Source organism: Streptomyces sp. NPDC043908, from assembly GCF_056435525.1.
This window is the reverse complement of sequence record NZ_JBWKEI010000017.1, coordinates 13,033-36,949: the sequence shown is the minus strand read 5'-3', so window position 1 is coordinate 36,949 and position 23,917 is coordinate 13,033. Positions and strand designations below refer to the sequence as shown.

18 protein-coding genes and 2 pseudogenes are annotated in these 23,917 nt (G+C 68.2%); 12 read left to right on the top strand and 8 right to left on the bottom strand.

What is annotated here, in order from left to right; genetic code table 11:
- Positions 1-13: 13 nt before the first annotated feature.
- Entirely contained in the window at positions 14-1,306 is a 1,293-nt protein-coding gene (locus tag AC069K_RS30180) for a helix-turn-helix domain-containing protein (RefSeq protein WP_478621620.1), read from the bottom strand.
- A 207-nt stretch (positions 1,307-1,513) separates the two neighbouring features.
- Between AC069K_RS30180 and AC069K_RS30175 the strand changes: the two genes are divergently transcribed.
- Positions 1,514-1,639 (top strand): hypothetical protein, encoded by a 126-nt coding sequence (locus AC069K_RS30175; RefSeq protein ID WP_478621618.1) that lies wholly within the window; start codon positions 1,514-1,516, stop codon positions 1,637-1,639.
- A gap of 10 nt (positions 1,640-1,649) precedes the next feature.
- The gene (locus AC069K_RS30170; protein WP_478621616.1) at positions 1,650-2,768 is read left to right on the top strand and encodes a methyltransferase domain-containing protein; all 1,119 of its coding nucleotides are present in this window, start codon (positions 1,650-1,652) and stop codon (positions 2,766-2,768) included.
- Between the two features lie 418 nt (positions 2,769-3,186).
- On the opposite strand, the gene AC069K_RS30165 is transcribed toward AC069K_RS30170, so the two are convergent.
- The gene (locus AC069K_RS30165) at positions 3,187-4,827 is read right to left on the bottom strand and encodes a PLL family lectin (protein ID WP_478621614.1); all 1,641 of its coding nucleotides are present in this window, start codon (positions 4,825-4,827) and stop codon (positions 3,187-3,189) included.
- A gap of 149 nt (positions 4,828-4,976) precedes the next feature.
- Between AC069K_RS30165 and AC069K_RS30160 the strand changes: the two genes are divergently transcribed.
- The 5 genes from AC069K_RS30160 to AC069K_RS30140 all read left to right on the top strand — a co-directional run bounded on the left by AC069K_RS30160 (position 4,977) and on the right by AC069K_RS30140 (position 14,943).
- Positions 4,977-7,820 (top strand): AfsR/SARP family transcriptional regulator, encoded by a 2,844-nt coding sequence (locus AC069K_RS30160; RefSeq protein WP_478621612.1) that lies wholly within the window; start codon positions 4,977-4,979, stop codon positions 7,818-7,820.
- A gap of 251 nt (positions 7,821-8,071) precedes the next feature.
- Entirely contained in the window at positions 8,072-9,649 is a 1,578-nt protein-coding gene (locus tag AC069K_RS30155; protein ID WP_478621610.1) for a TerD family protein, read from the top strand.
- 742 nt (positions 9,650-10,391) lie between these two features.
- On the top strand, positions 10,392-11,726 hold the full coding sequence (locus tag AC069K_RS30150) for a cytochrome P450 (protein WP_478621608.1): 1,335 nt from the start codon (positions 10,392-10,394) through the stop codon (positions 11,724-11,726).
- Between the two features lie 68 nt (positions 11,727-11,794).
- On the top strand, positions 11,795-12,217 hold the full coding sequence (locus AC069K_RS30145; RefSeq protein ID WP_478621606.1) for a nuclear transport factor 2 family protein: 423 nt from the start codon (positions 11,795-11,797) through the stop codon (positions 12,215-12,217).
- Between the two features lie 953 nt (positions 12,218-13,170).
- Positions 13,171-14,943, top strand: a complete 1,773-nt coding sequence (locus AC069K_RS30140) for a GAF domain-containing SpoIIE family protein phosphatase (protein ID WP_478621605.1) — start codon at positions 13,171-13,173, stop codon at positions 14,941-14,943.
- 126 nt (positions 14,944-15,069) lie between these two features.
- On the opposite strand, the gene AC069K_RS30135 is transcribed toward AC069K_RS30140, so the two are convergent.
- From AC069K_RS30135 to AC069K_RS30125, 3 genes and pseudogenes are all read right to left on the bottom strand, one after another.
- Positions 15,070-15,723 carry a class I SAM-dependent methyltransferase gene (locus tag AC069K_RS30135; RefSeq protein ID WP_478621603.1) on the bottom strand — a complete coding sequence of 218 codons (654 nt, stop codon included), beginning with the start codon at positions 15,721-15,723 and terminating at the stop codon, positions 15,070-15,072.
- A 231-nt stretch (positions 15,724-15,954) separates the two neighbouring features.
- Positions 15,955-16,117 (bottom strand): annotated as a pseudogene (locus AC069K_RS30130) (transposase); the annotation flags it as partial.
- Positions 16,118-16,245: 128 nt separating this feature from the next.
- Complete coding sequence (locus AC069K_RS30125; RefSeq protein ID WP_478621601.1) at positions 16,246-16,656, bottom strand: winged helix-turn-helix transcriptional regulator; 411 nt, start codon at positions 16,654-16,656, stop codon at positions 16,246-16,248.
- A 100-nt stretch (positions 16,657-16,756) separates the two neighbouring features.
- Here AC069K_RS30125 and AC069K_RS30120 point away from each other — a divergent pair, with 100 nt between their 5' ends.
- The 4 genes and pseudogenes from AC069K_RS30120 to AC069K_RS30105 all read left to right on the top strand — a co-directional run bounded on the left by AC069K_RS30120 (position 16,757) and on the right by AC069K_RS30105 (position 19,535).
- Positions 16,757-17,614 carry an alpha/beta fold hydrolase gene (locus AC069K_RS30120; protein ID WP_478621599.1) on the top strand — a complete coding sequence of 286 codons (858 nt, stop codon included), beginning with the start codon at positions 16,757-16,759 and terminating at the stop codon, positions 17,612-17,614.
- 288 nt (positions 17,615-17,902) lie between these two features.
- Positions 17,903-18,004, top strand: a pseudogene (locus AC069K_RS30115) (dehydrogenase); the annotation flags it as partial.
- 103 nt (positions 18,005-18,107) lie between these two features.
- The gene (locus AC069K_RS30110) at positions 18,108-18,473 is read left to right on the top strand and encodes a MerR family transcriptional regulator (protein WP_468906608.1); all 366 of its coding nucleotides are present in this window, start codon (positions 18,108-18,110) and stop codon (positions 18,471-18,473) included.
- 45 nt (positions 18,474-18,518) lie between these two features.
- On the top strand, positions 18,519-19,535 hold the full coding sequence (locus tag AC069K_RS30105; protein WP_478621597.1) for an NADPH:quinone oxidoreductase family protein: 1,017 nt from the start codon (positions 18,519-18,521) through the stop codon (positions 19,533-19,535).
- A 371-nt stretch (positions 19,536-19,906) separates the two neighbouring features.
- Here AC069K_RS30105 and AC069K_RS30100 read toward each other — a convergent pair whose 3' ends face one another.
- Positions 19,907-20,899, bottom strand: coding sequence for an alpha/beta fold hydrolase (locus AC069K_RS30100; RefSeq protein ID WP_478621595.1), 993 nt, complete (start codon positions 20,897-20,899; stop codon positions 19,907-19,909).
- Positions 20,900-21,037: 138 nt separating this feature from the next.
- Between AC069K_RS30100 and AC069K_RS30095 the strand changes: the two genes are divergently transcribed.
- A complete protein-coding gene (locus tag AC069K_RS30095) occupies positions 21,038-21,667 on the top strand; it encodes a helix-turn-helix domain-containing protein (protein WP_478621593.1) in 630 nt (209 codons plus the stop codon).
- 745 nt (positions 21,668-22,412) lie between these two features.
- On the opposite strand, the gene AC069K_RS30090 is transcribed toward AC069K_RS30095, so the two are convergent.
- Positions 22,413-23,000, bottom strand: a complete 588-nt coding sequence (locus AC069K_RS30090; protein ID WP_478621591.1) for an RHS repeat-associated core domain-containing protein — start codon at positions 22,998-23,000, stop codon at positions 22,413-22,415.
- A 396-nt stretch (positions 23,001-23,396) separates the two neighbouring features.
- On the bottom strand, positions 23,397-23,867 hold the full coding sequence (locus tag AC069K_RS30085; RefSeq protein WP_478621589.1) for a hypothetical protein: 471 nt from the start codon (positions 23,865-23,867) through the stop codon (positions 23,397-23,399).
- Between the last annotated feature and the right edge of the window lie 50 nt (positions 23,868-23,917).

The following is a 23,917-nucleotide window of genomic DNA, read 5'->3' as shown; positions in this document are numbered from 1 at the left end:
GTTGTTTGGTCTCTCAGGCGGGGATTCCGGTAGCGGCAGCGAGTTCCCGTACGCCCGCGACTCGAGGGTGGCGTTGGCGTAGTTCGGTCACGATGCTGCGGATCGCGGGCCGGTCGCGTACTTCGGCTGGCGAGTACCGCATCGCTGCCAGGAGTTGGTCGGCCGTCTGCTCGAGCCGGCTGAGCAGCCAGTGGGCGCGGGCGAGGTCGGTGTGCATCCGGCTCCTGCGCTCAGCGGTGGGGAACTGGCCGGCTTTCAGGTTCTTTCCCGCGTCCAGGGCTTTTCCGCCGTCGCCGAGGGCCCAGTGCACCCCGACGGCGTACAGGTCGGCGGCCGCCGGGGTGAGGGGGAACAGGCGGCCTGCGGGGGCCTGGTCGGGCAGGCCACGCGCCGCGCGCGAGGCTTCCGCGATCATCGTAAGAGCCTGGCCGCGGTCTCCCTGGCGGGCGGCGCTGTAGGCGGTGGTGCACAGCATCTGCGCGTACGCCGAGGCCTGCGCGCCGGTACGCAGGCCCGTCGATTCCACCTGGCTGAGGGCGCTTCGAATGTGACGCTCGGCTGCCTCCGGCTGGTCCAGGTGGCGCAGCACAATGCTCAGTTCCCGGGCAGCGGCCGCGGCGACCAGCGGGGAGGCGGACCATTCGGCGTAGGTGGCGGCCCGGTCCGCGCTGAGGCGGGCTCTGTCGTGCTGCCCGATCTTGGTGAGGACCTGGGCGGTGAGGGTGTACGTCGTCGACAGGCGGGCGAGAGCCATCTCGTGGCGGCTGCGCGCGGCCGCGTGCGCGTCGGCGAGCAGCCCCGGAAGCGCCTTGAGCAGCACGGCGTGGCGGCCGGCATCGAAGTCGCCGCGCGCCGTGGTGAGCCGCGTGTCCAGCGGGGTAGTGGAGCCCGTCGCGTCCGGGGTGCTGGCGAGGGCTGCGTCCAGGGGGGCGAGGAGCGTGGCGGGGGCTGTAAGGCCGGCGGCGGCGAGCAGTGAGCGGCGGCGCATCGGGTCGTGGTCCTCCTCGGCGCGGAAGCCTGACCCGGCAACTGTAGTGGCTGAAAGAGGGCTCAGTCCCAAAGACGCCGCCAGCACTCCTACGGGGACGCCGACTTCACGGGCAGCTGCCCGCACCAGTGCCAGGTCAGCGCGTGCGCCGCGCTGCTCCAGGCGCGAGACGGTCGATGCCGAACAGCCCAGGCGGGCCCCTAGCTCCGTCTGCCTCCACCCTCTAGCCGTCCTGCCCACCCGGACGAGACCGCCAGGGTCCCGCCGGGCGACGAGCGTACGCACCGCGGCACTGCTCCATAACGCGTCGGTGCTCATCGGTGGCCTCCCACGGGCCTGTGAGGTGCCCACCCACGATAGGAGCCCGCACGCCGCTTGCCCACGGCGCGTGCAGGATATGCAAACTCATTGCGGGACATGCGAACTCGCCCCCGGGCGGAAGGCTTCGGGGTGTGTGATGGAGCCTTCCGCCCGGGCCGCACCGGCTCGTGGCAGATGCCACCCGTGCTCCCTACGGAGGACCGCATGGCTCGTCACGGCAGCCATCCCCCATCGAACCCGACGCCCCAGGAGCCCTCTCCCAGGGACAAGGACGGCCAGCACCCCGACGTCTCCAAGCCCGGTGACGGCGACCACCGCAAGCCCAAGTAGGAGACGCTCCGTGACCGCGGACCTCGATGCGCGTGCCGATGCCGCCGACCTTCTCGACGGCGCCGGCTGCTTCCCCGAGCAGTGGATGCGATCAGCCTTCATGGCCGTGCCCCGCCACCGCTTCGTTCCCGACACCGTCTGGCTCGAAGATCCTGCCGGATACCGTCCCTTCAACCACACCGGCGACCCGGCCCGCTGGCTGAGCCTGGTCTACGACCCCCGCGAGGCCCTGGTCACCCAGGTCGACGACGGCCTCACCCCCCGCGGCACGCCGGGGCAGACGCCGACCAGTTCGATCAGCGCCCTCAACGCCGTCTTCACCATGCTTGCCGAAAGCGATCTCCACCACGGCCAGCAGGTGCTGGAAATCGGCACCGGCACCGGCTACAACGCCGCGCTCCTCGCCGAACGCGCCGGGCCCGGCCACGTCACCACGGTGGAAATCGACCCGGCCGTCTGCGAACAGGCCCGTACCGCCCTGGCCGCCACCGGCTACGAGCAAGTGACCGTCATCCGCGCGGACGGCGAACTGGGCCACCCCCCACACGGCCCGTACGACCGGGTGCTGTCCACCGCCGCCGTCCTGGCCATCCCCTACCCGTGGATCGAACAGACCCGGCCCGGCGGACTGATCGTCACCCCCTGGCGCACCGCCTTCTGCAGCCACGGCCTGGCCCGCCTCACCGTCCACGACAACGGCACCGCGTCTGGCCACTTCGCCGGCGCCACGACCTTCATGACCCTGCGCGGCCAACGCCCCCGCACCCGCATCGGCGAGCTGTACACCACCAAACGATGGCAGGAGGCCCGCAGCAGTCCACTCACCCCCGCCGACCTCGTGACCCGCCTCGACGACCCGCACGCCGCGTTCGCCGTCGGCCTACGCCTACCCGGCGTGGCCCACTGGCCCCAGGAGGGCCACTGGTGGTGCAACAACGACTCCTGGGCCCACGCCGACGAAGAGGGCACCCTCCACCAATGGGGGCCGCGGGACCTGGCGACCGAGACCGCCACCGCGCTGGACGCCTGGCACACCGAAGGCAGCCCCACTCTCTTCGACTACGGCCTCACCGCCACCAAGGACGGTTCCGTCTTCTGGCTCGGCGACCACGACCACCCCATCCCCTGAGCCCCACAGCGACAGCGGACGCGCCGGGCGTTACGTCTGGCCCAGTGTCAGCAGTGTCCGAGATGGTGGTGCTGCGCACATGAAGCGGGACCGCCCCAGTTCGCATGGGTCGGTCCCACGTGTGCCGCCGCGCGCACCTGCCGGTCTGCATCAGGGCGCCAGTGTCAGGGACGCGCTCAGTTTGCCTTGACGAACGCAACGAATTTCTCCCACGGGGATGCGCGGGACGGGCCGGCCAGCACTCCCGAGGCGACGGCCAGCGATGCCAGGTCATGCTCGATCGCTATATGGCGACGCACACGAACGCAGCGTATTTTCTGCAGCCGTGCGGGTCGGTCCGTTCGCCGAGCGGGCCCGGCGGAGGATCGCGGCCACTGCCGGTATGCCAGGAGAGGAAGGCAGGCGCAGGCTTGGTTCCTCAGGAGGTGGTGGGGGTTTTCCACTCGGTCAGGGTGTGCCAGTCGCTCCAGCCGTTTTGGTAGTAGGCGTGGTTTGTACTGCCGTCGGTTCCCGTGGCGAAGAGTTCGACCGCGTTGGTGGCCCGGTTGTACGTGGTCGTGGGGGACCCGGTGAACTTCCAGGACCCGTTCATCGCGCCCCAGGTACTCCACCCCTCACCGGTTGGAGTCCAGTACGCGTGATAGGTGACGCTGTCCTTGCCAACCGCGAACAACTCAAATGCCCTGGTCACGGGGTTGTGGACCACTGAGGGAGCACCGGCGAACTTCGACGCGCCGTTGATCATCGACCAGCCCGACCACGCCGCGCCTTCGGTGCTGTAGGAGTGGGCCATCGTCCCGTCCTCGCCCAGCGCAAACACCTCAGCGGTACGCGTATCCGGGTTGTAAACGCTGACCGGGGAACCGCTGAACGTCCAGTCACCCAACCGCGACCAACCACTCCACCCACTGCTCGCCACCCAATAAGCGTGATACATCCCCCGGTCCTTACCCACCGCGAACAACTCCAGAGCATTCGTCGCGGGATTGTGGACCACCGAGGGAACAGCGGCGAACTTCGACGCGCCGTTGATCATCGACCAGTCCGACCACGCCGCGCCTTCCGTGCTGTAGGAGTGGGCCATCGTCCCGTCCTCGCCCAGCGCAAACACCTCAGCGGTACGCGTATCCGGGTTGAAGATGCTGACCGGGGAACCGCTGAACGTCCAGTCACCCAACCGCGACCAACTACTCCACCCACCGCTCGCCACCCAATAAGCGTGATACATCCCCCGATCCTTACCCACCGCGAACAACTCCAGAGCATTCGTCGCAGGGTTATGAACCACCGAGGGGACGCCCGTGAATTTTGATGCTCCGTTGATCATGGACCAGTCCGACCACGCCGCCCCCTCCGTGCTGTAAGAGTGGCCCATCGCTCCGTCGAGCCCCAACGTGAACACCTCAGCGGTACGGGTGTCGGGGTTGTACACACTCACCCCGCCCACCTGACCCGCCCCTACAGGCGGGGTATCACTGATGATCTTGTTGTACCGGATGGCGAAGTAGCCACTGGCGGGATGGCCGGCCAGCAGGCCGTCGGATCCGCCGTCGAGGAAGTCCTGCCCGGCGACCGTGCCCCACCTGGTTCCGGCTTCCGCGATGTAGGCGAATTCGCCTGTGGAGCGGTTGATCCAGTGATCGAACAGGATGACGTGAGCACCATCGAACGTCTCGCCGTTGTATGAGTCGTTGTCGAGTGCGTCCCCGGCCTGGAGGTCATCCTTGTCGATGCGGGCGGTGACTGATCTGGAGTCGAGTGAGTCGGTGATGAGGCTGTCGCTCAGGTGCCAGGCCATGGAGACGAATCCGGAGCAGTCCTGGCGGTACTTCTTGTCATGGTCCATGTCCCACTCGTAAGACCCCTGGTTGTACGGGACCTTACGGCTCAGCCAGTCATTGGCCCTGACCATCACCTCGGAGCGAGTGAGGGAGCCGCCGATGCTCGAAGCGGCTCGGGCCGGGAGCGCATTGACGGCGGTCAGGACGGCCAAGGCTGCCATGAACAAGGCGATGACAGCTGCTGACCAGCGCAGACGGGGTGCTGCTTGGCTTATCACGAAAACCTCTTTCGTGGCTGACAGTGACATACCGAAGCGTGCGCGGCTGCGGTACCGTGCCGATCACGTCGCGATCACGCGGGGACGCGATGAGCGACGGAGATTGCGAGAACGACCTCACACGGCACGAGGCACATTCCGGGGGAAACATGGAATTCGGAGTACTGGGGCCCCTGCTCGTCCGCGACCGGGAGGCGGTGATTCCCCTTCCGGCGGCCAAGCAGAGAACCGTCCTCGCCGTGCTGCTCCTGCGCGCCGGCAGAGTCGTCGGGCTGGACGAGCTCGCGGAGTTCGTCTGGGACGGTGCCCCGATATCCGGGGCACGTGGAGCGCTGCTCAACCACGTGATGCGATTACGTCAGGCGCTCGGAGCGGATGCCCGGAAACTGATCAGAACTCAGGGCCCTGGCTATCTGATCGAATCCGAGGGCCACACGCTCGATCTGGACGTATTCAATGGACAGCTCTCACAAGGACGACTTGCCGCCGCGGCCGGCCAATGGGAGCAAGCTTCCCGGCACCTGCGCAGCGCCCTGGATCTGTGGCGCGGGGAGCCCCTGCTGGACATCCCGTCCTCCGCCCTCCTGCGCGACGAGGGGCAACACCTCGCGGAAGCACGTCTGCTGGCCTTGCAAGCACGCATCGAAGCCGACCTCCACCTGGGCCAACACGAGATGCTGGTCGCAGAACTGCAGCAGTTGGTCGCGGTGCACCCACTGCGTGAGCACCTGCAATCCCACCTCATGCTCGCGCTCTACCGGTCAGGCCGGCAGGTAGAAGCCCTGGCCGCATACCGCAAGGTCCGTCTCCTCCTTCACGAGGAACTCGGCGTCGAACCAGGCCGCGCCCTGCAACGGCTGCATCAGGCCATGCTCAACGCCGACCCAGAACTGTCCCCGCCTGCTGCCCCACCGTCCGTCGCGCGTCTCGCCCCGCCGGAGACCCCTTCTCCCCTCGCTCAGGTGCCCGCTGACGTCGGCGACTTCACAGGGCGGCAAACCCAACTCGATACGCTCCATGACCTGCTGACGAAGCCGACAGATGCCGGGCAAGGACACGCGGTCGTCATCTCCGCGGTGTCCGGGACCGGTGGAATCGGCAAGACGACCCTGGCCGTACGCGCGGCTCATCAGGCTCAAGAGCGCTTCCCCGACGGCCAGCTCTACGTGAACCTGCGCGGCGCACAAGAGACCCCGCTGGATGCGTGGGAAGTCCTCGGCAGGTTCCTGCGCGACCTGGGCATCCACCCCTCAGCGGTCCCCAGGCACCGGGAGGAGCGGATAGGTCTGTACCGCACCCTGATAGCCGGGCGCCGCCTGCTCATCCTGCTCGACGACGCCCGGGACGCGGAGCAGGTCCGTGACCTGGTGCCGGGGCGGGGCACCAGCAACATTCTCATCACCAGCCGAAACACCCTGACGTCTCTGGCCGGCGCCACCCACCTGATCTTGGAAGGTCTCCCACCGGATGACGCCCGTATGCTGTTCGTCCGCATCATCGGCCACGACCGGGCAGCAGCAGAACCCGCCGCGACGAACGACGTCCTTGCTGCCTGCGCCGGGCTGCCTCTCGCGATCCGCATAGCCGCCTCCCGGCTGGCGTCCCGTCCGAACTGGACGATCCGCCACCTGGCCGACCGGCTCACCGACCAGCGGCGACGCCTGGATGAACTGCAAGCCGGGGATCTCGCGGTACGTGCCAGCTTTCGTATGAGTTACGCGGCGCTCACCGCTCAGCGGGCATCTGGAGCAGCCCGAGCCTTCCGGCTCCTGGGCCTGGTCACCGGTGCGAGCATTGACCTCTCCGCAGCGGCCGCACTCCTGGGGACAGCCCGCCATGATGCGGAAGAGGACTTGGAAGCGCTGGTCGACGCGCACCTGCTGGAATCCCCCGCTCCCGGCCGCTACCGATTCCACGACCTGCTCCGCGTGTACGCAGGGGAAGTGGCCCAGGAGGAACCGGATGAGGACCGCCGCGATGCCGTCCACAGGCTGCTCCACTGGTACCTGCACACCACCGTGGCCGCGGCCGAAGCGCTTGCACCACAGCGCAGACGTGTGGACCCCGGTCCCTGGCAGCAGAACCTCAACCAGCCGCATTCCTTCAACACCTACGATCTCGCACTCGACTGGTGCGAGAGAGAACGCGTCAACCTCATCGCAGCAGGCCGACAGGCGGCCGACTGGGGCATGCACGACGTCGCGTGGAAGCTGCCGGGCACACTTCAAAGGCTGTTCAACATACGGAAATACTGGCCGGACTGGGTTGCCACCCACGAGGCTGCGGTCCACAGCGCTCAGCTCGCCAACGACCGCTTCGGCCAGAGCTGGATCCTTTCCAATCTGGGCCTCGCCCACCTCGAACTGCGGCAGTTCGACCGGGCCTTGTCCTACCTTGACGAGGCGTTGGACCTCCGACGCGCCATCGAAGACCGCTCCGGAGAAGGAGCGACACTCGGCAGCATCGCACTCGCTCTTGCGCGCCAGAACCGTCACACGGAAGCGGCCGACTACTACCACCAGTCAATCGCCATCCATCGCACACTCGGAGACCGGTTCAATGAAGCCATCGAACTGAACAACCTCGCCGATACGTACCGGAATCTGCGAGAGTTCCCCGACGCCATCGCCTACGCGGAGCGCTCCCTCGCACTCAGCCGTGAGATCGGTGACCTCTACGTGGAGGGGCTCGCCCTGTCCACGATCGGTGACGCACACCAAGACCTCGCAAACCCCGTCGAAGCCATGAAGTACCTGGACCAGAGTCTGGCGCTCTTCCGCCAGATCCGGCACCGCCAACTCGAAGCCAGCCAGTACCAAAAGCTCGGTGATCTGTACCTCGAGCTCGGTCAACCGGACACCGCACGGGAGCGCTGGCAGCGGGCCCTGCACATTCTGAAAGCACTGGGCGATCCCCGATCCGCCGACTTGGAATCCCGACTCGGGCAACTGCCCTGTGACACCACCCTCGCAAGCCCGAGCGGGACCTCCTGATCAGTAAGTTCTGTCTACTCTCACGTTGAGGCGTGGTGAAACAAGGACGGCCTTGACGATGTCGGTGATCCGGTTGGTGCTGCAGCTGAGCTTGGTGAGGTACGGGATTCGCTGGAAACTTGCCTGCACGGCATCTGGTGGTGTTTTAGGCACAGTTGGTTGCCAGGCACCTTCGGCACTCCGGGGCGCCCGCCCTCGAAATCCACCGGAATCCATCGACCGCGGATGGAGGCCGGTGCCAGGATGCGGGTATGACGATCATCATCAAGGGGGCCAATGCCCTGCTGCCCGAAGGTCCGTTCCGTATCACCGTGGCCAGCGAGGCCCGGCTGGGCGCCCCCGCGGTAGCCGCAACGGCGATGCTGCTGGACGCGTCGGGCCGAGTCCGTGGTGAAGCTGACATGGTCAAGGGTGATCGGCCCTCGCATCCCTCGGGCGCGGTACGGCACCTGGGCGGGGCGGCGGAAGGCGGGCTCTTCGTCCAGCGGCTGGAGGTGGACGAGGAGGCGGTGGAGCCCGCCGTACAGCGGGTGCTGATCGCCGTCCTGGCCACGGGCGGGACGTTCGGTGCGGTCACTGGGCTGTCCGTGGAGGTGGCTGGCGGCGATGGTCCACCGATGGCGAGGTATGAGGTTACGGACGCGGGCGGGGAGACCGCGCTGGTGCTTGGAGAGTGCTACCGCCGCAGCGGATCATGGCGTTTCCGCGCCGTGGGCCAGGGCTACGGCGCCGGACCGGCCGCGCTCGCCGCCGACTACGGCATCTCCGCTGAGTCCCTGTCGGCCGCGATGGTGCCGGGCCTCGCGACGGCCGAGGTTCACAAGGAGGCGGTCCCGTCCCCGCGCGTGAGCACGGTCAAAGGCGTCCCAAACGGGGAACGGGCCACGTCCCCGGCAACCTCCTTGGTGAAGGTACCGGGCCCGGCGGCCGGAGCGGAGCGGGGGTCGGCACCCGTCCTGGTTGGCGAGGTGTCCCACGAGACGCAGGGTGAAGGAGACCAGGTGGTCCCCTTCGGAGGACCCGAGGTCTACGAGGGGCACGGCAAGTCGGAGTTGACCGTGGTGAACCCGGAACCCGGCCGGCCGGCCGTCGTGGAGTTCGAGCGCTGCCACGTACCCAGGCCGCACAGCTGGTTCTACGTCTGGCAGCTCGACGAGCAGGGCAAGGTGGACAAACTGCGTCTCTTCTCCACCACCAGGGACGCGCGGGGAAAGCTGCTGGCGTTCGCCAAGGGCGAGCCGGAGGTGCGGATGAGGGTCGAGGGCTCCGGCAACTGGCAGGTCCGGGTCCGTCCGATCGAGACGGCGGAGGTCCTGGGCAAGCTCGCCGAGGGGCGGGGACAGGCCGTGCTGCGCTACGCGGGCCCACCCGCTCTGATCCGGGCCACCTGCGACGGCCCCGAGGACACCACCGGCTACGTGCACACTATCCAGCCCGACGGCACCAGCGACCGGGTCGGACTCATCGGCACCCGGCTGCCGATGACCGGTCCACTCGCCGTGGGGCCTGAGGGCTGGTGCCACGCGGTCGTGAACCTGGACCACGCGGCCTCGTGGAAGCTGGAGGTGCTGCCCCTGAAGGATGTCCGCGAGCTGCGAGGGAAGCTGTCCGGCCAAGGCTGGGAGCTGCTGGAGATGACCCGCTCCGCCGCGAAGGTGGACGTCCGGGTTGACCGCGGGGCCGAGTCCGACTCAATAGTGCTGGCCACCATGGACGCGTACCTGCGCCCCGAGCGGCAGCTGTGCCGGAAGCCCGGGACCTACCCGGTACCGCCCGGCCTGATCGCGATCCGCACCTCCGAGAAGTGGAGCCTGAAGGTCCGCCGCTGACCGGCCAGCCCCGTCGCGTCGGTGCGTTTCGACCGAAGCACCTGGACCGGGGTTCAAACAACGTGCCCCGGCGGTGGCACCTACAACTGCGTAGCCGGCGGCGGGCCCCGCGTCCACCCGGACGCGCAGCCCGCGCCCCCCGTTCGGCATCGCGTGGGACCGGGTCTTGCGAGCTGCCTCCGGGCACTCCGCACGGGTGCAGCCGTAGTCGGCGCACGATGGCTCGTCGTTTCGGAGCCGGCTGTGTGCCGGTCGGCGACCATAGGCATTCGGGCGGGATGCGGCTGGCACAGGGCTCCAGCCCTGCGGCCTGTTCATGACTGGGCTGACCAGCAATGTGCCACGGGTCCTGCAGTTCGTGCCCGTCATATGGGTGTCCCTGCCCGACGTATCACGCGGCTCCGTGATGGCAGGGCCGCTGCTGAGGCTCCCGTCGGCTGGTTACCACACGTCGATGGACCAGACGTCGCCCGCCTGGTGCGGGCGCATCATCGTGTTGCGCGCGGAGGCGGAGGGTTGCGAAGCCGTGCAATGGAGCTGCGGGGGTGCGCGGGCGGACAACACCCGGCGCCGTGCTTCGGCGGATAAGGGCAGGCGGTTTCTGTCCGGGGAAGCCAGGGCAGTTTCGGGCGACAGGTGCGAAAGGCATGCCCTTTCCTGAGAGCCGCGCTCACGGTTGATTGCCTATCCGGCCGTACGACGGACCAAGCGCCTTGATGAAGACCGACTTGGAGGACGGTGCATGGGGACCGGCCCGACGCAGACGAGTGCACCGCCCGTTCCCGGAGCATGGCCGGTCCTGGGACATGCACCGGCTCTTCTCCGGGATCCGCTGCGGTTCTTCGGCTCCTTGGCTGATCACGGTGACGTCGTGGCCGTCCGCCTGGGGCCCGTGCCCGTCTACGCCCTCACCCACCCCGCTCTCGTCCACCAGGTGCTGGTCACCGACGGGGATCTGTACGAGCGAGGGCGGCTTTTCGACAAGCTGTCGCGGATCGTCGGCCACGGGCTCCTGACCAGTTCGGGACCGCCCCATCGCGCACAGCGCCGCATCGTGCAGCCGTTGTTCCAACGGGACCAGATCGCCTGTCACCTGCCAGCGATGCGGGCGGCGGTCGGGGACGTGACCTCCGCTTGGAGGGCCGGGCAGCGTGTCGCCATTGAGAGCGCCGGCAACGACATCGCGCTGCTGGCGGTCACCAACAGTCTGCTTCCGCCCAGAACCGGCGAGGAGGTGGCGCGGATGGTGAAGGAGAACCTGCCGGTGCTGATGCGCGCCCTGGTCCTGCAGATCGCCCTGCCGGAATGGTGGACGCGTCTTCCCGCCCCCGGCAACCGGCGCGCCGAGCGGGCGGTTGCGAACCTGCGGGGTGCCATCGCCGAGGCGCTCACCCGTCACCGAGCCGTCCCGGCCGGGAGAAGCGACATTCTGTCGAGCCTGGTACATGCGCGGGACGCCGCAGGCAAGCCATGGGACGACGTGGCAGTCATCGACCAGGCCCTGTCCCTCCTGGTCGCGGGGGTGGAGACCACCGGGTCCACACTTGCGTGGGTCTTTCACGAACTGGCCCGGCATCCTCATGCCGAGCGGCAGGTTCACGGCGAGATCGACGCGGCAGCTGGGGAGGGAACCAGCGATCCCAGGCAGTTGCGTCGGCTCACCTACACCACACGGTTCCTGCAGGAAACCCTGCGCCTGCACACCCTCAGCTTCTTTATGCGCCGCACCCTGGAGCCCTGCGAACTCGGCGGAGTGCCTCTTACGGCCGGCGCGGAGGTCGTCCTCAGCCCTCACGCCCTGCACCGCGACCCCCGCTGGCACCCCAACCCGGAAACCTTCGACCCCGACCGCTTCAAGCCCGGCGCGCCGGCCATCCCCAAGGGCGCCTACCTCCCCTTCGGCACCGGAGCGCACCGGTGTATCGGCGAGCACTTCGCCTTCACCGAGATCCTCACCGCCCTCACGATGATCTGCTCACGATGGCGGCTGCGTCACCTCCCCGGCACCCGCGTGCGAGAGATCCCCCGCATCGAAGTGCACCCCAGCAAGTTCCACATGCTCCTCGAAGAAAGATGACGCCCCCCGCCCACCGCCCGGGCCCCGTCCGCTGAACACCAGCACCCGCCCACCGGGAGGACCACACCATGAACGGCCCCCGCCTCGCGGCCTTCCAGCGCATCTACGACGGCATCAACACAGGCGACCTCGACGCCGCTGTCGCCGGTTACGCCCCCGACGTGCACTACGAGGAAACGAGCCTGTACTGGGACCTGCACAGCCGACAAGAAGTACGGGAGCACTTCGGGCCCTGGTTCACCTACGCAGCCCTGCACGCCGAACTCGTCGACGGCATCGAAACCAGCCAGCGAGCAGCTGTGCAATGGCGGTTCTCCGGCGAGATCCGCGCAGCCCTGCCCGGCGTATGGCCCACCGAAGCCATCGGCCGCCACTTCTCCTTCCTCGGCACCACCATGGCCACCTTCAACCCGGAGGGACTCATCACCCACGCCGTCGAAGTATGGAACCTCGCCGAACTCCTCAAACAAGTGGGAACTCTCCCGGCCTGACCACCGACTGAGCAGCCTCCCTGTCACACGGGCCCGGAAGCGGACAGTCTCGCCGCCCCCCATGACGCGAGGGGAATCCGTCCAGGAGCAGAAGGCGGCCGCGCGGCCAAGGCCGGCGATCGGGCACGTCCCATCTTTCCGGAACGCCGGAAAAAAACCATGCACCTCGGCCATGGTGTAGGCGACCACACGCCGCCACACCGTGCGGCCTTTACGCCGCGTGGCCCGGATCCAGGACGGTCTGGACACCGGTGATGACGAACAGGCGGTGGACCGATGCCCGCCTCTGGACGCCGCGAGTCTGGGGTAGGGCTTGGCAACGGGCAGGACTGGGTCAGGCTTGGCAAAGGGCAGGGCTGCTTCATGCCAACGAAGAGTTAAGCTCTGCCCTCATCTCGTCCAGCGCGCGACCCGCGTGCAACACTTGTCGTGCGACAACAGCTGTCTCGGTGAGGCGAAATCGGCACGTATCCGCTGTTCTGCGGCGCGGACGAGTGGGGTACGGAGAAATGGCCACATCAGGACCAGGACAGAGAGCGTGCAGTGCTGCCTCTTCACGCGCTGTGCCGGCCCCGGCGGACGGCACGCCGCTCGGGGTTGGGTTGGACCAGGTATTTGAGTGCCTTCCCGACGCGGTGACGGTGTCCGTCGCCGTGCGGGACACCGCTGGCCGAGCAGTGGACATGCGCCTGGAGTACATGAACGCGGCTGCCCGGGCAGGCCAGCCGGGCGGGATCGCACCGTTGGGTGCTCTGTGCAGCGAGCTGTGGCCTCAGATGACTCACAACGGATCCTTCGCGGCGTGTATGCGCGTTTTGGACACCGGAAAAGCGGAGCAGGGGGCGTTTCGCTGGACTCAAGCCAGCACCTATCGAGCGGCTGACTACGAATATCAGGCGACTCGTCTGGGGGCGGACCGCCTCGCGTGGGTGCTGCGCGACAACAGTGAGCGTGTGCTCAGGGCGGAGCTTCTGGCCCAGCTCACAGCCGCTCTGGCCACGGCCGGCACACTCGCCAGTGTCATGGGGATCCTCACCGGGCAGATCATGCCCGCGGTCGGGGCGACGGTAGGTGCCGCAGTCCTCAGCGAGCCGGGCGGCGATCAGTACACCGTGCGGCACATCCACGACGCGGAACAATCGCTTCAGGCCCCGGCCCCTTTCAGCGTCACCGCTCCCTACCCCATGGCCTACACGGCCCGAACCGGCCGAGCCCTGTTCTTCACCGACCCGGCCGAGCGGACCGAGGCGTTTCCCCAGGCCGCAGCCTTCTTCACCGAGCGGTACCACTCCACCGCGGTCCTGCCCCTCACGGTGGAGGGCCGTCTATTCGGCGCGGTCAGTTTCCACTTCGACGTACGCCATGACTTCTCCGACTCCGAACGCGGCTTCCTCACCGCCCTGGTCGGGCAATGTGCGCAGGCCATCGAACGCGCCCGGCTGCAGCAGGAAGCCGCCTACAAGCAGGCTCAGCTCGAAGCCCTCGCCGAAGTCAGCGCCGTGCTGACCACATCCCTCGACTTCGAGCTCGGCGCCACCTTCGACAGCATCGCGGCCGCGGTCGTACCGCGGATCGCCGACGGATGCCTCATCCACACCCTCGGCCGCAACGGCCAGCCCGAGCTTGCCGCCCTGAGCCACCGGGACCCCGAGCAGCAGCAGGCACTGCGCGCCATGCTCGAGCGGTATCCCCCGCGGCTCGATGCCGAAGGCGGGGTCGGCGCGGTCATCCGCACCGGCCGGCATGAGCTGGTCACCGACGTCGCACGCGAACTCGACCGCCTCGCCCGCAGTCCGCGACACCGGGCCGCTCTGCGCGAACTCACACCCGCGGCCTCCTGGCTGGCCGTGCCCATGGCACGGTCCGAAACCGTCATCGGTGCCATGGTCCTGATCCAGGCCACCCCGGCGAACACCCTGTTCACCGAACGCGATGTCCCCTTCGCGCAGGAACTCGCCCACCGGGCGACCCAGGCCGTCGTCCAGGCCCGGCGCTTCGCCGTGCACAGTGAGGTCGCCCACTACCTGCAGCAGAGCCTGCTGCCCCCCGACCTACCGGAGGTACCCGGGGTGGAGATCGCCGCCTGCTACCACCCGGGACACCAGGGAACCCTCGTCGGCGGCGACTTCTACGACATCTATCCCACCAGCGCGACGGCATGGGCGCTGACGATCGGAGACGTCTGCGGCAAAGGGCCGGCGGCCGCAGCACTCACCGGCCTCGTACGACACACCGCACGCGCCGCAGGACAGTGGCACACCCAGCCACACACAGTCCTCCAAGCCGTCAACAGCGCGATCCTCGCCGACCGCTCCACCAACACCTTCTGCACAGCTGCCTACGCCGAACTCAACGTGGGCACCGCGCCGATGCGTCTGCGCCTGACGTTGGGCGGCCACCCCCACCCGCTGCTGCGCCGGACCGACGGGACCGTCATGCGGCTCGGCACAGCAGGCGCCTTCCTCGGCGTCCTCGACAACCCCCCGCTCCACACCACCGAAGACGAGCTGCACCCCGGCGACCTTCTCCTGCTCTTCACCGACGGCGTCACCGAACGGCGCTCAGGCACTTCCATGCTCGGCGAACAAGGCGTGCACGATCTCCTGGCCCGTATGCCCCATGCCTCTGCCGCCGAGACCGTAGCCGCCCTCGAAAACAAAATCATCACCTACGGGCCGACACCGCCCGGTGACGACATCGCCATCCTCGCCGTACGCATCACCTGACGTGCACAGCAGGACACCCGGCTGCCCCAGCAGGCGCAAAGGCAGCCCCCATGCCGGAGGTCCTGAACGCCGCGCCGTGACCGTCGGCGATCTGACACCAGTGGCCTCTCCGCAGGAACAAGCCCGTCAGGGCTTTTCGGGCTTGCGGGCCAGCAGGCAGGCGTGCGGTCTGTTCACCCGTCCGCCGGGCTCCTGCTCCAGCCTCGCGGTGACGACGAGTCCGGCCTGCTCCAGCAGGCCGACCATGCGGTTCAGGGGTAGGAGGTACGACTCATAGGACACCGGACGGCCATAGCCCTGGGTCGGCTGCAGCCGTTCATCGCCGACGTAGTCTCCCCAGAGCAGGTAGCCGCCGGGCGCGAGCGTGCGGTGGAACTCGGCGAACACCGTCGGCAGCCACTGCGGGGGCGTGTGGTGGGTGGAGTACCAGGCCAGGATGCCGCCGAGCTCGTCGTCCCTCATCTCCAGCGCGGTCATCGAGCCCTCGGTGAACCGCAGGTTCGGATAGGCGTGCCGGGCCAGCCCGATCATCTTCGGTGACAGATCGACGCCGAAGGCGGACACCCCCAGTCCGGCCAGGTGCGCCGTCACACGGCCGGGGCCGCATCCCAGGTCCGCGACCGGCCCCAGACCGGCCGTCCGCACGAGCTCGGCCAACCCCGCCAGCATCGCGCGTGACAGCGGGTCCATCGCGGCTGGAGGCGGGACGCGTTCGACGTAATCGGCGGCGACCGTGTCGTACGACTCGCGGACGGCGCTCAGAAAGGAGGGCTCAGCCATGCGGGCGACCCTAGACCACAGAACCGACAGACCTTGTCACGACCTTGAGTTGACCTGCGTGACATCCACCGCCGTAGACATTCGGCCCACACCACTCCGGTGATCGTTTCCGGTCAGAGCCCTACTGACCGGCGGATCTTGAGGGACGACCACCGGAGCAGCCAAATCGAAGCGCCTCAAGAACGCCTGCCAGCGTAGGTTGATGTTCTCGCCCGCCTGCCGGTCCTGGAGACGGAATTTCTTGCCATGCTTCGGCGGACGTCCGCCCTGGGGTGGCGAGATCCATAAGACCGGAGCAGGCTTGCGCATTACCCGGTCCGAGCGCAGTCGACCGAGCCCTTCAACCGACAGGGCCGTTGAGCAACCAGGCCATGCGCGGGGCGTCGTAGCCGGCCTTCACCAACTCCCTCGCACCAGCCACTGCATCGACGGCATCCCCTCCACCTCCTCGGGATACCTGGGTGGCGACGCCGGCTGCATCGAGTACCGGAGCTATCAGTACTGAGTGCGGAATCGGCCCGCCTATCCCTGATCGGCCTCCTGGCCGCTGGCTTCGTTGGCGCGGTCGATCTCCGCCATGTGCTCCTCCGCCCAGGTCCGCAGCCCCGCAAGCGCGGCTTCCAGGGACAGCCCGAGTCCGGTGAGCCGGTAGAAGACCCGCGGTGGCACGGTCGGTTCGACCCGGCGCGACACCAGCCCGTCGCGGGTCAGGCTTCGCAGCGTCACGGACAGCATCTTCTGTGACACTCCGGGCATCCGGCGTCGCAGCTCCGCGAAGCGCACCTCGTCCGGTGCGGCATCGGCGAGCGTCTTGACGGCCATGGACGTCCACTTCGTACCGATGCGGTCCAGCAACTGCCGCGTCGGGCATTGAGGATCGAACAGATCGCCGCGTACCCCACGACCGGCGGCCCGGGCTCCTCCGGTGGTCACCTGTGGCTCACCACCTTCCTTGAAAGTGCCGTCTTGGAAGCGGCCAGGCGGTTACCTACCGTTCTGTGGTCACCAATGGTAACCAGATGGAGGAATCATCGTGCCCGCGACCGCCCCACACCACCTGCGCCGCATCGTGACGAACGGCGTCCAACTCAACGTCGCAGTCGCGGGGGACGGACCTGCGGTTCTCCTGCTGCACGGCTTCCCGCACACCTGGCAACTCTGGAGCGGCATCATGGGCCGACTGGCCGGGCAGTACCGGGTCATAGCCCCGGACCTGCGCGGCTTCGGTGCCAGTGCACGTGCCGTCGACGGCTACGACGCAGGAACCCTGGCCGCCGATGCCGAAGGGCTGCTCGACGCACTCGGTGAGCCCTCGGCAGCGGTGGTCGGCATCGACGCGGGCACCGCCCCCGCCATCCTGCTCGCGCTGCGCCGGCCCCGCCGTGTCCGGCGCCTGGTCGTGATGGAAGCACTGCTCGGCCACCTGCCCGGAGCAGAGCACGTCGTCGCGGGCGGTGCCCCGTGGTGGTTCGGCTTTCACTCCGTCCCCGGTCTCGCTGAAACCGTCCTGGCCGGCAACGAGGCCGCTTACATCGACTGGTTCCTCGACTCGGGGACGCTCGGGCGAGGGGTACCCGACGACGTCCGTGCGGCCTTCGTCCACGCGTACACCGGGAGCGAGGCCCTTCGCTGCGCGTTCTCCTGCTACCGGGCTCTGCCCACCAGCGCGCAGCAGATCCAGGACGCCGTCGCGACGGCTCGGCTGACCATGCCCACTATGACCGTCGGCTCTCACCCCATCGGCACGGGGCTCGAACGCCAACTCCGTCCCCACACCGATGACCTGGTCGGACACCATCTCCAGGACTGTGGCCACATCATCCCCCTCGACCGCCCCGACGCATTGTTCGCGCTCCTTTCGCCCTTCCTCTCCGCCGATCTACCCAAGTGATCGGGACGGGGCCGAAGGATCACGGTGGCGACGCGGCCGACGAAGCGGAGCACGCGACGGCCAGTGTGAACATCAAGCAAGCCAACGTGGCCATGTCGCGTCCTGCCTTCGGCGGGCCTGACGTGCCAGCATCTTGACGAGTTGCTCAAAGAACCCGCACCGCGCTGGGAAGTGCGTTTGCGATTCCGCGCGGCACGAATGGCGCCGGGCGCTTGGCATCGGCATCGGCAGGATGAGCGGACCGACCTACGAACCGTTCTGTGCCGCCGTCCCTTGGCGGCCCTGGCCATGACATCGCAGACCTACCTCTCCGAACTGTTCTCGCTGGACGGACGGGTCGCCGTGGTGACCGGTGGCAGTTCCGGCATTGACCGCTCTGTCGCCGGGGCCTGCTGTGGCGGGACATGAGGTTGTTGACGCCCGAGCAGGTCTTCACTTCGTCGTAGCCATGAGTGTCGGAAGATCGCGGTGCTCTCGGGCGTTGCGTCCGGGTATGAAGATCAGCGAAGCTTCCAGAGTCAGCGGTGTGAGTGCCCGGTCGTTGCGGCACTACGAGGACGAGGGCTTGATCGTCCCTGGCCGATTCAGCAACGGCTTCCGCGACTACTGCCAATCCACGATCGACCGCGTGCTCGTCATCCGCTCGCTGCTGGAGTCCGGGCTGCCCGTGCGGTTGATCAGGGAGTTCTTGCCCAGCCTCACTGACGAGTCTGATATCGGCACGGACGTGGTGTGCGCGGAGTTCCTGCACGAGGTGCAGAGCCATCGAGATCGGCTCGCCGCACGTATAGCGATTCTCAGCGATCAGCAGGCGGCACTCGACGCCTACCTTCGCGAAGCCCGCCGTGCTGATCCCTGACACCACTTGACCTTGACACAAGTGTCAGGCTCCTACGTTCGGTGCATGGAGATCAACGAGCAGCAGAACAGCGCCGAGCAGACGATGCGAGCACTGGTCCAGCGGTCGCACCGGGGCCCGAAGGGTCTGGACATCGCAACCGATCAGCCCCGCCCCACCCCGGGACCCGGCGAGTATCTGATCCGCGTGGGCGCCGCCGGCGTCAACTTCGCTGACGTCATGCAGACCCACGGAACGTACGGAGGCGGGCCGCAGGCACCCTATGTGGCGGGCTTCGAGGCCGCCGGCGAGATCGTGGGTGTCGGCCCCGACGTCGAGAGCCCGCTGCCACTCGGCGCCCACGTCGTCGGAGCCGGTCCGGGCGCCTTCGCGCAGTACATGACGATGCCAGCCGCAGGGGTGCTTCCCGTGCCTTCCGGCTGGAGCGACGCCCAAGCCCTCGGTCTCGTGCTGAACTGGGCCACCGCGCTGGCGGCACTGAAGCCGTTGGGTGAGATCAAGACAGGTGAGGTGGTGCTCGTGCATGCCGCGGCCGGCGGAGTGGGGCAAGCCGCTGTCCGCCTCGCCCGCCACTACGGTGCACGCGTCATCACAACGGCGTCACCAGCCAAACACGACACCGTCAAAGCCCTCGGCGCCGACGAGGTCCTGGACAGTCGACACCCCGATCTGGCCGCGGAGATCGCCCGCCTCACCGGCGGAGTCGACCTGGTCCTGGAATCGGTGGGACAGGCCACGTTCGAGGCCAGCCTGTCGGTCACCAAACCCTTCACCGGACGCATCGTCGTGTTCGGTGCCGCTTCCGGCGACGCCACGTTGACCACACACGACCTCGTCTTCACCCACCAGGTCCAGGTCAAGGGTCTGCACATCGGTGCGCTGGCCGTCGCGGCCCCGACCATCTACCAGTCGTTGCTCGTCGAAATCGAGAGGCTCATCGCCCAGGGGGTGTACCCGCCCGGCGCTCCCCAGATCCATTCCCTGGCCGAGGGGCGAGCGGTGCTGCAGCAACTCGAAGCGGGCCAGACCGAGGGCAAGCTCGCCCTCGATCCCTGGCGTTAGGAACGCCCGTGCTTCACCGCAATGGTCCGCTGTCCCCCGAGGGGCGGCTGCGTTGTGGCCGGTGCCGGCGGAGGCGCGGGCTGAAGCAGTAGGGCGGGCCGGCGGGGACCTGGGACGGGGGGCCGGTGGGCGGTTGCCTCCAGGAGCGTACGGATCCGTTGGGCGAAGGCCGAGCCGGACATCGGCAAATCCATTTCCGGTTCGCGCAAGTACGGACCCTCGAAGCATGATGTCGGCAGGGGCAGATGAGGTGTGATCGGCGCGGTATAACGGTGGCGGAATATCGGCAAGTTGCTGGGCCCCGACGCCCTGGGGACCGCCGAGTGATGCGCTGCCCCTACCTTCCGTCCACACGCTGCCCACCGCCTCATTCAGCCCTGGAGGGTGGCGAGCCAGTCGGTCAGCAGGCGGTTGATCTCGTCGGGGCGCTCCTGCTGGATCCAGTGGCCGCAGCCTTCCAGCAGGTGGGAGGCGGTCAGGCCGGGGAGGGTGGTGGGGTAGGCGTCGATGGCGTCGGACATCCAGGTGGTCGAGGCGTCCCGGGTGCCGCCGATGAACAGGGACGGCTGCTTGATCGGGGCTCCGCGGTGGGGGGCAAGGTCTTCCCAGTCGCGGTCCATGTTGCGGTAGCGGTTGAGGGCGCCGGTCAGGCCGGTGCGCTCGAACTCCCCGGCGTAGACGTCAAGGTCGTCCTCGGTCAACCAGGCCGGCAGGACCCCCGTGGGGAAGCGGTCGCGCAGTCGCCGGCCGCCCCCGCAGGTGATGAAGTGCGGGTCGGGTTCGCCCTGGACGGGCATGGTGTCGGCGGACAGGGCTGCGTAGAAGCCCGCGAGCCAGCCGCGGACGTCGGGCTCGATCTCCGCCTCGGCGCGGCCGGGCTTTTGGAAGTAAGAGACGTAGAACTCCTGCTCAGGGCCGCCGATCTGGCCGAAGATGTCGGTGGGGCGGGGGCCGCCGGGCGGCGTGTAGGGGACGCTCAGCAGACCGACGGCGCGGAAGACTTCGGGGTGAAGCAGCGCGCAGGCGGCAGCGATGCTGGAGCCCCAGTCGTGGCCGACGACCACCGCGTCCTTTTCGCCGAGGGCGCGCACGACGGCGACGTTGTCCTCCACCAGGTCGAGCATCCGGTAGGCAGCGGCCGCCTCCGGCTTGGAGGAGCGGCCGTAACCGCGTACGTCGATCGCCACCGCCCGGTAGCCGGCCGCGGCGAGGGCCGGGAGCTGGCGTCGCCAGGAGTACCAGGACTCGGGGAAACCGTGCACGAGCAGGACCAGCGGGCCGGTGCCCTGCTCGACCAGGTGCAGGCGCCCGGCCGGGGCCTCAACGGTGCGGTGGCGGAATGCGGAAGACGACTCGGACTGCATGGACTTCTCCTCGGTTCGCGGCGACGCGGCTGCCCATCGATCATGCGGCGCAGCACCCGCCCGACGCGATCGTCCTTGCCATTCTGGCAACCTTGCAGGACAGAGCGGTGAGCGGCAGGGCACGAAGGAGCGTGGAAGGTGGCAGTCAATGATGTGGACGGCACGCTGGCCTCGATGGGGCCCCGGTTGCGGGCCGCGCGCGAGCACCGCGGCGCGACGCTCGCCGATGTCAGCCGCGCGACCGGCATCTCGCCCAGCACGCTGTCGCGGATCGAGACCGGCCGACGCAAGCCCACGCTGGAGGTTCTGCTGCACCTGTCGAACGAGTACGGCGTCTCCCTGGACGAGCTGGCCGGCACAGCACCCTCCCCCGCGGCCGAGCGGCGCGCTACGGCGCCCCTGGGCTTCGGCGACGCCAAGGCGGTGCTGCCGTTGACCCGGTACGTCGGCGGCCTGCACGCCCACAAGCACGTCCTGCCCGCCCTCGAGGACCCGCCCGCGCGGCCCCGTCAGGTCTCCCACGACGGCTACGAGTGGCTGTGCGTCCTGTACGGACGCCTGTGGCTCGCGCTCGGCGACCAAGACCTCGTCCTGACCCCCGGGGACGTTGCCGAGTTCGACACCCGCACTCCGCACGGGGTGGCGAACTCCAGCCCGGGCGGTCCGGTCGAGTACCTGATCATGTTCGGACCGCAGGGGGAGCGCCTACGGCCGCGCACCTCTCCAGCCGCTGCTCGCGGGACTGGTGACAGAAGGGCTGCGGGGTGATCGGCTGTGACAAGCCGCGTTGCCTTGTCGCTGACAACCCCGCTGCTTCGTTCGGTCTCCAACCCCATGTCATCCCGCTTCGCCGGTGGCAACGACTGGCCTTTGGCTCACCGAACCGGATGAGGACGATGATGTGTGGGCGCAGCGCCTCCTCACCCAGCCGCGCCTACGGCCCGGGCCCAGCGCACGCGACGGCGTGGGGGCGCCGATGCTGCCTGCGGTGAGGCCAGGACGTGTCCTGGCCTGCGGATGGGCAGGCCCCATTCCCGCGCGAGCTTCGTGAGGTGGTAGTAGGTGACGCCGCGCTCGTCGGCGAGGGCCGTCATGTCCCGAAGAAGCTCGACGTACTCTCGCTTGAGCAGAGGCAGAAGACCACGCTCGCAGGACCCGGTGGGCGAGCGAGTCTTCCGCTTGCACCGCCGCAGGGAACAGCGATCGTGATCTCAGCTCGGAGCTTCTGGGTTCACCGCTATTCCGGTTGATTCCCCTTAACGTTTCTTACGTACAGGAATGCGGCCCCGTAGATGCAAACAAGCAAGACAAGGAGACCCCAGCCTCCCCCGTTCCCGGTGGCGATGAGAAATATTGATAGAAGCACACCGATAACAAAGAAGGCGGTGGAAAATTGCATCCACCTATGGACTCCTGCGCGCTGCTCAACGGACCATCCGGTTCGGGGCATGGGACCCTCCTTGCTGTCTGGCCGAGGGCCGGGCGCACGGCTCCCGGCTCTCGGCTATGGGTGTCAGTCGCCGCTGACCAGGTTTGATGCGATCTGGCCGGAGCTCCACCCCATCGCGTAGCACTCCACAGAGGCCGCCAAGGAACCACCACGCTTGGCGGGTGCTGACACAGTTGCGACGCTGGCGCAGGCGGTGAAGGCCAGGCCGCCTGCCACTACACCGGTAACGTCACCCCACAAGCCTTGCGTATCACCTTGAGCCACATGTGCTACGCCGGTGATCACGTCACCGACCGGTCCCAGTGCGTTCGTCAGGCCGCCGAGGCTGACCAGCCCCTGGGGATCGGGGCGGTTGGCGGGGTCACCTTCGGCGTAGAGGTACGGGTGCTTCTCCTGGCCGGAGGGCCCGGGCTGGATAAGGCGGCCCAGAGTGGGGTCGTAGCAGCGGGCGCCGAGGTGGTAAAGGCCCGTGGGGTCCTTGTAGCCGGCGGCGAAGCGGTAGGGCCGCGGGGTCTTCTCCGTGGCCGTGCGGTCGGCACCCCGAGCGGCGTAGGTGTAACTGCGAACCTTCGTGCCGGTGCTATCGGTGAGCGCGGTGACGGAGCCGAGCACGTCGGTGAGGTAGAACAGCGAACTGGCTCCGGTCGTCATGGGGTTGAGGGTTCCCAGGGGTTCGCGGCTGAATCCCGTGTCCACGCCGCCGGGGCCACAGAGAGGGCAGGAAGCCGCCTGCTGTGTCTTCCCCGCGGTGCGGGGATTGCGGAGCCGGCTGTTGCCGGCGAGTACCGGCGGCTCAGTGCGCGCACTGAGCGGGATCCGTGCCCAGCCAACGATCCGCCCGTTACACGCTGCTTTCGCGAGCCGGCATCGAGCACTGTGACCCGACATGCGCAAACAGCCTGGAATGGTGTCGCCCTTAGATGTGGCTGAACATCCAGTTGAGTCGAGGAGGGCTCGTAGAGCGCGAAGCAGGGTGTCGGCGGCTCAGCGGTCACCCGCCGCGAGACGTCCGGGCAGCGGTATCAGGGGCGCCTGGGGGCCACGCCGTCACTCCATGCGATCACGGGCGGTGCGGAGCAGGTCGGTGGCGGAGGCGACGGTGACCTGGGACCCGTTGATGCGGCTGCCGTAGCCAGTGATACGCAGGCAGTGGTCGTGGTACGGGCCCCCGACGACGATGCGCCCCTGGTCGTCGAGCTTGTAGGCCTCGGCGTCGATCTCCGGCGCGGGCTGTGCTGTGGGCGGGGAACACAGTATTCCGGACGTGTCCGACCTGAAGGAAACCGTCCAGAAGTCCTTGGCGGTGTCCGGCGGGCGGTAACGGCACTCGTATCCGGTCGACTCCTGCGAATCGGCCGCCACGAGCGCGATGCCGACCGACTTCTCCACCACTGCCTTGGGCAGGATGTCGCAGGGGCGTTTCCAGGAGACTGGCGTCTTGGCGCCGTCCCCTCCCCCGCACCCGGCCAGCACCAGCAGCGCGCCCGTCGCCCAGATGCTCATCCGGCGGCCGGTCATGACGCCACGCGTCTCGAACGGCGGTGCGCACAGGCGGTGTTGCGGAGTTG